The sequence below is a fragment of the Rhabdothermincola sp. genome, assembly GCF_036846205.1.
In the GTDB taxonomy this organism is placed as follows: Bacteria; Actinomycetota; Acidimicrobiia; order Acidimicrobiales; family Acidimicrobilacustridaceae; genus Rhabdothermincola.
Genome location: NZ_DAIUCK010000097.1, coordinates 1 through 11,786, shown reverse-complemented (window position 1 = coordinate 11,786; position 11,786 = coordinate 1). Strand labels below are relative to the sequence as shown.

Genomic DNA, 11,786 nt, shown 5'->3' with positions numbered 1-11,786 from the left:
CCGGTAGGCTGTGGTGCACATGAACGATCTGTGGCCACAGCTCGAACCCCTGCTGGCCAAGGTCCAAAAGCCCGCCCGCTACATCGGCCTGGAGGACGGTGCGGTCCGGCCCGAGCACGGGCCCGGAAAGGTCTCGTGGCTGCTCGTCTATCCCGACACCTACGAGATCGGCCTGCCGAACCAGGGCCTGCAGATCCTCTACGAGATCCTCAACGAGCGGGCCGACGCCGTGGCCGAACGGACCTACGCCCCGTGGGTCGACCTCGAGGAGCTGTTGCGCGCCCGCGGGCTCCCGCTGTTCTCGGTCGACTCGCACCGGCCTGCCGGGGAGTTCGACCTGCTGGCGTTCAACCTTTCCGCCGAGCTCGTCTACACGAACGTTCTCAACTGCATCGACCTGGCCGGCGTGCCGGTGCGGGCCTCCGACCGCCGCCCGGAACACCCCCTCGTGGTGGCCGGTGGGCACTGCACCTACAACCCTGAGCCACTCGCTGACTTCCTCGATGCGGTGGTGCTCGGCGACGGCGAGGAGGTCGTGGGCGAGCTCACCGAGATCGTCGGCGCCTGGAAGGCCTCGGGCCGCACCGAGGGATCCCGCGAGCGCCTGCTGCGCGAGCTGGCCAAAGTGCCCGGGGTGTACGTCCCCTCCATGTACGAGGTCACCTACGACGGCCGTGACCTGGTGGCCATCACGCCGAGGTACCCCGATGTGCCTGAGCGGGTCGAGAAACGCACGGTGGCCGATCTGGCCGACTGGCCGTACCCGAAGCGCCAGCTCGTGCCGCTCACCGAGGTGGTGCACGACCGTCTCAACGTCGAGGTGTTCCGGGGCTGCACCCGGGGCTGCCGCTTCTGCCAGGCCGGGATGATCACCCGCCCGGTCCGGGAGCGCCCGGCGGAGCAGGTGCGGACGATGGTCGCGGAGGGCCTGCGCCGCACCGGGTACGACGAGGTGGCCCTCACCTCGCTGTCCACCGCCGACTACAGCGGCATCGAGAACCTGGTGCGGGGGGTGATCGACGACGCGCCCGGGGGCCAGCCGGTGTCGGTGTCGTTGCCGAGCCTGCGGGTCGACGCGTTCACCGTGGGAATCGCCTCGGAGATCCAGCGATCCAAGCGCACCGGCCTCACCTTCGCACCCGAAGCCGGTACCTGGCGGATGCGCCGGGTGATCAACAAGCTGATCCGGGACGAGGACCTCTACGCAGCGGTCGAGAGCGCGTACTCGCAGGGGTGGCGGCGGGTGAAGTTGTACTTCCTCACCGGGCTGCCCACGGAGACCGACGCCGACACCCTGGGCATCGCCGAGCTGGCCCGCAACGTGGTGCAGATCGGCCGGGCCCACACCAAGCAGGCGTCGGCCACGGTCTCGGTGGGCGGGTTCGTGCCGAAGCCGTTCACGCCGTTCCAGTGGTTCGGTCAGAACACCGTGGCGGAGCTTCGCCGCAAGATCGGGCTGCTGCGGGACGCGACCAGACGCGAGCGGGGGGTGCAGCTCAAGTGGCACGACCCGCGGGCGTCGCTGATCGAGGGGCTCGCAAGCCGTGGTGATCGCCGCCTGGGCCCCGTGATCGAGACGGTGTGGCGCAAGGGTGGCACCTTCCAGGAGTGGTCGGAGCGCTTCGACCACGACCTCTGGGTCGACACGATGGCCGCGCACGGCCTGGATATCGACTGGTACGTGCATCGCCACCGTGACGAGCACGAGGTGCTTCCCTGGCAGCACCTGTCCGCGGGCCTGCACCAGGACTTCCTCTGGCAGGACTGGCGTGATGCCCTCGCCGAGGTGGGCCTCCCCGACTGCCGGTGGACGCCGTGCTACGACTGCGGCGCCTGTACCGGCTACTCGATCGAGCACATCGTCGCCTCCGCCGTCCCGCCGGCCGGCGGGAGCCAGGGCACCTGGCAGGACCTGCCCCCCGGAGGCGAGGTCCCGGTCACCTTGCTGCCGGGGCGCCCGGTGGAGGTGGCGCGCCGGTGAGGATCCGCCTCCGGTTCAGCAAGCTGGGCAAGATCCGCTTCACCAGTCATCGGGACGTCGCTCGCATCTGGGAGCGCACCGTCCGGCGGGCGGCACTGCCCGTGGCCCGCACGGAAGGGTTCGCACCCCGGCCGCGGATGCACTTCGGCCTGGCGCTGTCCACCGGGTACGAGTCCACGGCCGAGTACCTCGACATCGACCTGGCCGAGCCGGAAGCGGCCGGGGTCGATCTCTCGCTGCTCCCCGAGCAGCTCTCCCACCTGCTCCCTCCCGGGCTCCGTGTCGATGCGCTGGAGGAGCTTCCCCCAGGAGCGACGTCGCTCCAGCAGGCGGTCACGAGCTGTACCTGGCGCATGGAGCTGCCGGGGGTCCCGGCGGCTCACGCCGGCGACCAGGTGCGACGGCTCCTCGATGCGCCGAGCCTGGTCGTGACCCGCGAGCGCAAGGGTCAGCCGGTCACCGACGACCTGCGACCCGCCCTGCTCGACCTCACCGTCCAGGCGGCCAGCGATGGCCTGACGGTCCTCGAAGCCGAGCTCGCCACCCAGCCGCGCGGGGTGCGTCCCGCGGAGCTCGTGGCCCTGTTCGACCCACCTCTCCCCGATCCGATCGAGGTCGGCGGACGGGTGTGCCGGACCCATCAGTGGATCAGCGACGACGGCGCCAAGCGTGAGCCCCTGGCCGCTCCGGACGCGACGTCGCCTGCGCATGCCGAGGTGCGTGCGTCGTGAGGAAGGAACGCATCGATGACCGACCCAGCCGTCAACCACGACGGGGAGCCTGCAGCGGGTGGGCCACCGCCGCCGGGACAGAGCCTGCCGGCCGCCGACCCCGCGAGCGGCAACCAGGCTCGCGAGAGCAACCCCAGCGCCCCGGCGGCCGATCGGCCGTCTGAGACCGGCGACCGACCCGCGGCGCGCCGCCGGCGCGGCTCCCGTGGCGGCAAAGGGCGGAGCGGCGGCGGGCGGTCCGAAGGCGCGGGTGCTGACCGCGAGGCACCGGTGGCGCAGCCCCCAGGGGAGGGCCCCGGCTCGGGGGCTCGCGTCCCCAGCGAGGTCCGCCGGGCCGTGGGACCGTCGAAGGCCGCGGAGCGCAGCCGGATGCCTGACGAGCTGCCCGAGCGGACGATGGAGGGGCGGCCCAAGTCCCCCGAAGCCGCGGAGCGGGCACTGGTGCGCAAGCCCCGGATCGGCGACACCCGACCGGCTCCGGTGGCACCGCCGGTCGAGGAGCCCGAGCCCAAGCCCAGGCCCCGGCGCCGGCGAGGGGGGCGCGGGCGGGGCGGTGGCAACGGCGCGGCTCCAGCGGTCAAGCCGGTGGAGGCCATCGTCGGTGGTGGGCCGGTGGAGCTGGACGAGGCCGATCTGGAGCGGCGCCGGGGGCGGCAGCGCAAGGGGCGCCCGGTGGGGCGCTACCTCATGGTGGTGAGCGTGCGGCCACAGGCGACCCAGATCGCGGTGCTGGAGGGCCGCAACCTCATCGAGCACTACGTCTCGCGACCGGCCGACGACGTCTCGCAGATCCACGGCAACATCTACCTGGGCAAGGTCCAGAACGTGCTGCCGGGCATGGAGGCGGCGTTCGTGGACATCGGCACCCCGAAGAACGCGGTCCTCTACCGGGGTGATGTCCAGTACGACGCCGAGGACATCGAGGAGAAGGGCCCGCCGCGCATCGAGCAGCTCCTCCGCCCCAAGCAGACGATCGTGTGCCAGGTGACCAAGAACCCGATCGCGCACAAGGGGGCCCGGCTCACCCAGGAGGTGTCGCTGCCCGGGCGTTTCGTGGTGCTGATCCCGAACAGCTCCACCTACGGCATCTCGAAGCGCCTGGCCGACGAGGAGCGTAGGCGGCTGCGGCAGATCCTCGACCGGGTGAAGCCCGCGCAGCACGGGTTGATCGTGCGCACCGCCGCCGAGGGGGTGACCCGGGAGGAGATCGAAGCCGACGTGCTCCGCCTGCTCGACCAGTGGGAGCAGATCGACAAGCTGGCCCGCACGGCCCAGGCGCCCGCCCTGCTCTACCGGGAGCCCGACATGGCGGTGCGGGTGATCCGGGAGGAGTTCAACGACGACTACCGGGGGGTGGTCATCGACGACGAGGCCCTCTACCAGGACGTGCGCGACTACGTGGCGTCGATCTCACCGGCGCTGGCAGACCGGGTGCAGTACTACGACAAGGCGAGCGAACCGCTGTCGGTCTTCGAGCGCTACCACGTGCACGAGCAGCTGCACAAGGCGCTCGATCGGAAGGTGTGGCTGCCGTCGGGCGGCTCGCTGATCATCGAACACACCGAGGCCCTCACGGTCATCGACGTCAACACCGGCAAGAACGTGGGCACCTCCAGCCTGGAGGAGACGGTCTACAAGAACAACCTCGAGGCGGCGGTGGAGATCGCCAAGCAGCTCCGGCTCCGGGACATCGGCGGCATCATCGTGATCGACTTCATCGACATGGAGGTCCGGGAGAACCGCGACGAGGTCATCCGGGTGTTCCGCGACGCGCTGGCTCGCGACAAGACCCGCACCCAGGTGTTCGACATCTCCGAGCTCGGTCTGGTGGAGATGACCCGCAAGCGCATCGGTGAGGGGCTGCTGGAGTCGTTCTCGTCGCTGTGCCCTGAATGCGATGGTCGGGGGGTGCTGATCGAGCAGGCCCTCCTCGAGTAAGGGGGGTTCCTGCCCCGGGTGGGCTTGGTGGGTGGCGCGCTCGCCCGGTAGCCTGGTTCGCCTATGTACGCCGTGATCAAGACCGGGGGCAAGCAGTACAAGGTCGAGGAGGGCCAACGCGTCGAGGTCGAGCGCCTCGACGCCGAGATGCCCGAGATCCAGCTCACCCCGGTGCTCGTGGTCGACGGCGACACCGTGCTCGCCACCCCGGCGGACCTCGCCGGTGCCGCGGTCACCGCCCGTATCGTGGGCGAGGTCAAAGGCCCGAAGATCGACGGGTTCACCTACAAGGCCAAGGCGAACCAGCGCCGCCGCTGGGGTCACCGGCAGGGCTACCACACCATCGAGATCACCAGCATCAAGAAGGGCTGACGATGTCCAAGACCAAGGGTGGGGGCTCCACCCGCAACGGACGCGATTCGCAGAGCAAGCGCCTCGGGGTCAAGCGCTTCGACGGCGAGGTGGTCACCGCCGGCACGATCATCGTGCGCCAGCGCGGCACCCGCATCCACCCGGGTGAGAACGTCGGTCGGGGCGGCGACGACACCCTGTTCGCCACCTCGGCGGGCAAGGTGAAGTTCGGTCAGCGGCGCGGTCGCAAGCTCGTCGACGTCCTGCCGGTCTGAGCATCCCTCGCCAGATCGTCCCGCCCTCGATCGTCGCCGGTGGTGGCGGGTGGGGCGGTCCTAGCCGGCGATGTCGAACCCGCGAGGTAACCGATCGACGGTCCAGCCGAGGAGGCGTATCGCCTGCTCGCACGCGAAGCGGTCGGTCATGCCCCCCACGTAGGTGACCGCGGCTTCGATCGTGCTCGTGGCGCCGGCGCTCGCAGGCAGCAGCTCGGGGTGTGCGCCGTAGTGCTCCACCAGGGCTCGGAGCATGTCGATCACCGTTCGGGCCTGCGCGAGCGACGCGGGCCGCAGGTAGATGCGCTCGTGGTTGAAGGCCCGGAAGACAGCCAGGACGTCGGCGTGCTCGTGGTCGAGGCCGATCCGGCCGGTGGTGGTGATGGTGTCGATCATCCGCTGGACGAGCACCGAGATCTGCTGGCTGCGATCGGTGCCGCAGGCCTCGCGGACGACATCGGGGAGCTCGCCGGGGTGGACGATGCCCGCGTGGACCGCGTCCTCGAAGTCGTGGCAGAGGTAGGCGATGCGATCCGCCCAGCTCACCACTTCGCCCTCCGGGGTGGCGGGCGCGGGCCGTGACCAGGAGTGGTTCCGGACGCCGTCGAGGGTCTCCTCGCAGAGGTTGAGCGGGCGGAGCACCACGTCGGCGCCGAATACGGCGTGGTCGTAACCCTCGGGCAGGAACACCGAGAGGGCCTCCTCGCTGGCGTGGCCGCCGGGCCCGTGGCCGCAGTCGTGTGCCAGGGCGATGGCCTCGGTGAGGGCGACGTTGAGACGGCAGGCGCGGGCGATGGCGGTGGCCACCTGGGCCACTTCGAGCGCGTGGGTGAGCCGGGTGCGTTGGTGATCGCGGGGGAACACGAACACCTGCGTCTTGCCGGCCAGCCGCCGGAAGGCCTGGCTGTGGAGGATGCGGTCGCGGTCTCGCTCGAAGCAGGTGCGCAGGGGGTCGGGCTCCTCCTCCACGGCCCGGCGCCCGGCTCCGGTGGCCAGCGTGGCGCCCGTGGCGAGGGACAGGCGCTCCTCGTGCTCCCGCTGCTCACGCCCACAGGGCTGGGCCAGAGGAGTGACGGATGTCACGCTAGATGGGTCGTGCGCGAACCGGAGGGGCTCACCGGCCCCGAAGCCGCGATGCGTTCGAGCCCAGCGCTCGGTCTGCGGGGTCTGCGGGCTGGTGTGTGTGACCAGGGCTTCCATCACGATCCACCGTACGCAGGCCCAGGGACAGCTTCTCGGACCGCCACCGAGGACCGCCGGAAGCACGCAACGTGAGGGCGCCCTTTCGGAGAGCGACCGTGCGTGGTATCAATGGCTAAAGCTATCGCCCGGATCTCCCGATGGGAGATGGGTCGATCGAACCATAGGAGTAGGCCGAGCGACGTGTTTCCATGTCGTGACCGGTCGGGGCCGCGAGGGGAGGTGACCGCGTGCGGGTGGATCGGGGCCACAGGCGCTCCTGGCGCGACGCGGGAGCCGCAGCCGCCGAGTATGCGCTGATCTTCGCGGTCTTCGTGGCCGGGAGCGTCGGGGCCTTCGAGTACCTGACCAGGGCCACCACCGCCGAGGTCAACAACCAAGCCGACTGTGTGTCCACCCGGCCCCCACCCCCGAGCTGCAACTATCGGGAGTCCCGGCCGACGACCACGACCACCGCGCCACCGAGCACCACCGTGCCCCCGACCGTGACGGTGACCTCGTCGACCACGAGTACCACGACCACCACGGTGCCGCCGACGACCACGACCACCATCCCACCTACCAACGGTGCGTGGGTATCGAGCGGCACAGTGCGGGTCAACGCCTCGCTGTGGTACGCGCGGGCGGAGATCCAGTTGACCTCCGGCGGCAGTCCCGTCGCCGGGGCGCGGGTGGTCGGGGCCGTGCGGATCCTGAACCCGCCCACCGGCCAGGTGTTCCTCGTCGAGTGCACCACCGCTGCCAACGGGCGCTGTGAGCTGCGCTACGACGTGCCGTACACCGATGTGACCCGCATCGAGTTGAGCGTGCAGTCGGTCGAGTCGGTGCCGCCGGCGGGCACCATGCCGACGCCCCTGGAGTTCCTCCGGCCATGATCCGCTCGGCCCGGCGCGCCCCGTCCTGCCCCACCCCTCGGCGCTTCCGTGGCGATCGGGGCACCGCGCTCACGGAGTCCGCGTTCGTGGCCCCGGTCGTGCTGCTGCTGATCTTCGGCATCCTCGAGTTCGGCCCGCTGTTCCGCGACTACCTGACCCTCGGCGATGCCGTGGCCGACGGGGCGCGCATCGGCAGCGCGCTCGGGCCCGACACGGCCAAGATCGACCCGACCAACCCCGCCTCGGCCACGGCGACGGCCGACTACTTCATCGTCCGAGCGGCGCTGCAGTCCACGTCGTCGCTCAACGTCGACGATCTGGACCGCATCGTGATCTTCGACGCCGGCCCACCCAGCTCCGGCGCCCCGCTGGACCAGGTTCCCAGGGCGTGCAAGACCAGCACCGCCAACGGGGTGATCTCGGGCCGGCGGGAGGGGTCCTGCAACATCTACAACCCGAAGATCGCGCTGAACCAGCTCGCGCTCCCCAACGGCTACCGGTACTTCGACTGCTCCCAGACGCCCGGGAGCCCGGCCTGCTACTGGAATCCGGTGACCCGCAAGAACGGCCCCACCATCGGTGACATCGAGTACCTCGGCGTGTACATCAAGGCCAAGGTGCCGCTGATGACGGGCATCTTCGGCGACGAGTTCACGGTCGAGCAGGCCGCGATCGTCCGTCTCGAGCCGGGGGGCATCAAGTGAGCGCCCGATCGGCCGACCGGGCCGGCGAGCGTCGCCTGCGTGGCGACGGCGGTGCAGTGATCGTGGAGGCGGCCCTGGCGCTCCCGCTCATCGTGATGCTCGTGCTGGGCACCATGGAGTTCGGGATGCTCTACCAGGACGCGAACCACCTGGAGCGGTCGGTGCAGACCGCGGCCCGGGTGGGGGCCAGTATGGCCACCAACGGCTTCGCGGATTACGAGGTCCTCCGGTCGCTGGACTCGTCGCTCTCCAAGCTCAACAAGGCCCAGGTCAAGAAGATCGTGGTGTACCGCTCCACCGCATCCAATGGAGCGGTGCCACCGGCGTGCCTGACCGCCTCGACCACACCGGCTACCAGCGCGCACGGGGTCTCCACCTCGAGCGTTCGGTGCAACGTCTACGTGCAAGCGCAGATGGCGCAGGCCAACCCGACGGTCGGGTTCCCCTCGACGAGCATCACCCGCCCGTCGTGCGCGGGTGGCTGGGACGTGAACTGGTGCCCGAGCAGCCGGCGCCGGAACATCCCCCCGGACTTCCTGGGCGTCTACGTCGAGGTGGAGTACGAGCCGGTGACCAACCTGCTCCACCGCTCCAAGGTCACGATCGCTCGCAAGGCGGTGTTCCAGGTGGAGCCGTGCGCGGCGGGTGACCCGGCCTGTCAGTGAGGAGCCAGCGACATGACGAACCTGAGGAGGTGTGAGCCGGTGAACGATCCCCGCCGGGTCCCCCTGTGCTCGTGGCCGCCCCGTCGCCGGCGCATCCGCGGCGAGCGGGGGTACGTGCTCGCGCTCACCGCACTGCTCATCATCCCCCTGCTGGGGGTCACCGGCCTGGCGGTCGATCTCGGGGCCTGGTACGCCAGGGCCGCGCAGATCCAGCGGGCGGCCGACGCCGCCGCGCTGGCCGGCGTGGTGTACCTGCCGGACGAGTCTCTCGCCAGGCTTCGGGCCCGTGAGGTGGCGGCGCAGAACGGGTTCCCCCACGGGGTGAACGGCATCACGGTGGATGTCCGACGGGGCGGCGTGCAGAACAACGAGCTGATCGTGACCATCCACGACCCGAAGGTGTCCCAGTACCTGACCACCCCGCTGCGCAGCAACGACGTGTGGGTCGAGCGAGCGGCGACGGCCCGCTACATCGACGCGGTCAAGATGGGCAGCCCCCGGAACTTCCTCGGCACCGGTGACCTCTCGGGCATCCTGCCGTCGTCGATCGACACCCCCGCCAACCGGCCGGGGTTCTGGCTGGCGATCAGCGGGCAGTGCTCCAGCAAGGAGAACGGTGACCGCATCATGGCCCGCACCACCCGCAACTACACCCAGCAGACCAGCAACCCGCGCCCGGTCAACGGCAGCGCCGGGTCGTTCCGGTGCGCGACCAACAGCATCGTGCAGAACAATGCCGAGTACGACCCCCGGGGCTATTTCTACGGCATCAAGGTGCCGGTGGGCTACAGCGGCGGCTCGATCGCCATCGAGGCGTACGACGCGGCGGCGTGCAGCTCCAGCTCGATCGACTCCACGGCCGTGTTCCGGACCATCTACGCGATCCGCAGCAACGACAACCCGTACCCGCCGGACGCCACGCTGCTGGCCACGGTCCCCATCGCGGGCGGGGACAGCAGCGGGACGTGCGCCACCCCGACGTCGCTCACCAGCGGCGGTTACCGGGGCGGCTGGCGGCAGCTCTACAACATCGCCAACCCCACCCCCGGCACGTACTACGTGCAGATCTTCACCGACACGGCCGGGGACACGAACACCCGGCACGGCTCCAACTCGTTCGCGCTGCGGGCCAACGTGGGGGGCGGTGCCTGGGAGCCCTGCACCGGCGATCCCACCGACCCGGTGAACGGAAGGCCGGGCACCCTGTCGGCCACGAACTGCCCGAACGTGTTCGGCATCGACAACATGGGTGTGTACGCCAACCTCTCCGGCACCTCGGCGACGTTCTACCTCGCCCAGGTCGAAGCCGAGCACCAGGGCAAGGAGCTCCAGATCGACCTGTTCGACCCCGGTGAGGGCTCCCGCACCCTCGAGGTGCTCGACCCCAACGGCAACCCGGCGGCGTTCAACTGGCAGGTGCTCTGCTACGACGGCACCGACCCGGTGGGCGGGTCCTGCCCGGGCGGCGACGCCACCCCGACCGGCGGATGGCGCAGCACCGTGCCCACCACCGCGCTCGACCTGTGGGGCAACCAGGCCGGCTCACCGCCTCAGTCGTGGAACCCACAGCCCGGCCCCTACCGCGTGTCCACCTCGAAGTACTCCGACCGCACACTGCGGCTGACGGTGCAGCTCCCCTCCAACTTCGCCGCCGTGTACGGCTCCCGAACATGGTGGAAGATCCGTTACACGGTGGGCGACGCGCCGACCGATCGCACGACCTGGGGCGTGTCGATCAAGGGCAACCCGGTCCGGCTCGTGCGCTGAGCGGCCCCTCGCCCGGCGAGGCGAGTCCCCGGCCGTAGGCTTGGGAGCGTGTCGGGGTTCGTCGACGAGTGCCAGATCAACGTGCGGGGCGGCGACGGCGGGGCGGGCTGTGTGTCGTTCCGCCGGGAGGCGCACGTTCCCCGTGGCGGCCCCGACGGCGGCGACGGCGGCCACGGCGGCGACGTGTGGCTGGTGGCCGACCGCAACGTGGCCTCGCTGCTGGCGTTCAAGGACCACCCCCACCGCCGGGCCGCGAACGGCGCTCACGGCCAGGGCAAGCGCCGCCACGGCCCGAGCGGCGCGGATCTCGAGGTCCCGGTGCCCGAGGGCACGGTGGTGCTCGACCGCGACGGAACGGTGCTCGCCGACCTGGTCCACGCCGGCGACCGGTACCTGGCCGCGGCGGGCGGCCGGGGTGGCAAGGGCAACGCCCGGTTCCTCTCCAACCGGCGCCGGGCGCCGTCGTTCGCCGAGCAGGGCGAGCGGGGTGAGGAGCGCTGGCTCCGCCTGGAGCTCAAGCTCATGGCCGATGTGGCTCTCGTGGGCCTACCGAACGTGGGCAAGAGCACGCTGATCTCGCGGATCTCCGCCGCCAAGCCGAAGATCGCCGACTACCCGTTCACCACCCTGGAGCCGCACCTGGGGGTGGTGCGGATGGACGACGGGTTCGAGTTCGTGGTGGCCGACATCCCCGGGCTGATCGAGGGTGCGAGCGAGGGGAGAGGGCTCGGGCACCGCTTCTTGCGCCACATCGAGCGGGCGCGGGTGCTCGTGGTGCTGCTGGATCTGGCGGGCGGCCCCGATGGGACGCTGGCGCCGGCCGACCAGCTCCGGGTGCTGCTGGAGGAGCTGGGTCGCTACCAGCCGGAGCTGTTGGCCCGGCCCCGGATCGTGGTCGGCTCCCGGGCGGACCTCGCGCCGGCCACGCCCGGCGAAGCACCCGGTGGAGAGGCTGGGGCGGGCGAGGGTGTGGTCGAGTTGCGGGTGTCCGCGGTGACCGGCGAGGGTCTGGCGGTGCTCGTAGGGCGGATGGCTGATGCGGTGCGGTCGGCCCGGGAGGCCGAACCGCTGCCCGTGGAGGGCTTCGTGGTGCATCGGCCGGTGGCGGAGGGGGTCATGGTGGAGCGCGAGGCCGACGGCAGCTTCCGGGTGGTGGGCCGCCAGGCCGAGCAGGCGGTCGCCCTATCGGATCTCACGAACCCCGACGCGCTGGACGTGGCGCAGCGCCGGCTCCGGCGCCTGGGGGTGGATCGGGCGCTGGTGCGGGCGGGGGCCCGGGAGGGCGACACGGTCCACATC

The 11,786-nt window shown here is 71.0% G+C and carries 11 protein-coding genes; 10 read left to right on the top strand and 1 reads right to left on the bottom strand.

Going from position 1 to position 11,786, the window contains the following annotated elements:
* Window positions 1–19: 19 nt before the first annotated feature.
* The 5 genes from V7004_RS12910 to rpmA all read left to right on the top strand — a co-directional run bounded on the left by V7004_RS12910 (window position 20) and on the right by rpmA (window position 5,276).
* Window positions 20–1,981, top strand: a complete 1,962-nt coding sequence (locus V7004_RS12910; protein ID WP_334144461.1) for a TIGR03960 family B12-binding radical SAM protein — start codon at window positions 20–22, stop codon at window positions 1,979–1,981.
* Complete coding sequence (locus tag V7004_RS12905; protein WP_334144459.1) at window positions 1,978–2,712, top strand: TIGR03936 family radical SAM-associated protein; 735 nt, start codon at window positions 1,978–1,980, stop codon at window positions 2,710–2,712. The genes V7004_RS12910 and V7004_RS12905 overlap by 4 nt, the downstream gene beginning before the upstream one ends.
* A gap of 369 nt (window positions 2,713–3,081) precedes the next feature.
* Window positions 3,082–4,650, top strand: a complete 1,569-nt coding sequence (locus V7004_RS12900; protein ID WP_334144458.1) for an Rne/Rng family ribonuclease — start codon at window positions 3,082–3,084, stop codon at window positions 4,648–4,650.
* 63 nt (window positions 4,651–4,713) lie between these two features.
* Window positions 4,714–5,022: a 50S ribosomal protein L21 gene (gene rplU, locus V7004_RS12895; RefSeq protein ID WP_334144457.1), complete on the top strand. Its 309-nt coding sequence runs from the start codon at window positions 4,714–4,716 to the stop codon at window positions 5,020–5,022.
* Window positions 5,023–5,024: 2 nt separating this feature from the next.
* Window positions 5,025–5,276 (top strand): 50S ribosomal protein L27, encoded by a 252-nt coding sequence (gene rpmA / locus V7004_RS12890; protein ID WP_208028190.1) that lies wholly within the window; start codon window positions 5,025–5,027, stop codon window positions 5,274–5,276.
* Between the two features lie 60 nt (window positions 5,277–5,336).
* Here the strand turns inward: rpmA and V7004_RS12885 are convergent, their stop codons facing one another.
* A complete protein-coding gene (locus V7004_RS12885) occupies window positions 5,337–6,476 on the bottom strand; it encodes an HD domain-containing protein (RefSeq protein ID WP_334144456.1) in 1,140 nt (379 codons plus the stop codon).
* A 236-nt stretch (window positions 6,477–6,712) separates the two neighbouring features.
* On the opposite strand from V7004_RS12885, the gene V7004_RS12880 reads away from it, so the two are divergent.
* The 5 genes from V7004_RS12880 to obgE form a co-directional block, all read left to right on the top strand.
* A complete protein-coding gene (locus V7004_RS12880; RefSeq protein WP_334144455.1) occupies window positions 6,713–7,351 on the top strand; it encodes a hypothetical protein in 639 nt (212 codons plus the stop codon).
* A complete protein-coding gene (locus V7004_RS12875; RefSeq protein ID WP_334144454.1) occupies window positions 7,348–8,055 on the top strand; it encodes a TadE/TadG family type IV pilus assembly protein in 708 nt (235 codons plus the stop codon). The genes V7004_RS12880 and V7004_RS12875 overlap by 4 nt, the downstream gene beginning before the upstream one ends.
* Window positions 8,052–8,720: a TadE/TadG family type IV pilus assembly protein gene (locus tag V7004_RS12870; protein ID WP_334144453.1), complete on the top strand. Its 669-nt coding sequence runs from the start codon at window positions 8,052–8,054 to the stop codon at window positions 8,718–8,720. The genes V7004_RS12875 and V7004_RS12870 overlap by 4 nt, the downstream gene beginning before the upstream one ends.
* A 39-nt stretch (window positions 8,721–8,759) precedes the next feature.
* Window positions 8,760–10,487, top strand: a complete 1,728-nt coding sequence (locus V7004_RS12865; RefSeq protein ID WP_334144452.1) for a pilus assembly protein TadG-related protein — start codon at window positions 8,760–8,762, stop codon at window positions 10,485–10,487.
* A 48-nt stretch (window positions 10,488–10,535) separates the two neighbouring features.
* Window positions 10,536–11,786, top strand: a 1,251-nt coding sequence (gene obgE, locus V7004_RS12860) for a GTPase ObgE (protein ID WP_334144451.1), incomplete at its 3' end; no start/stop codon positions are given.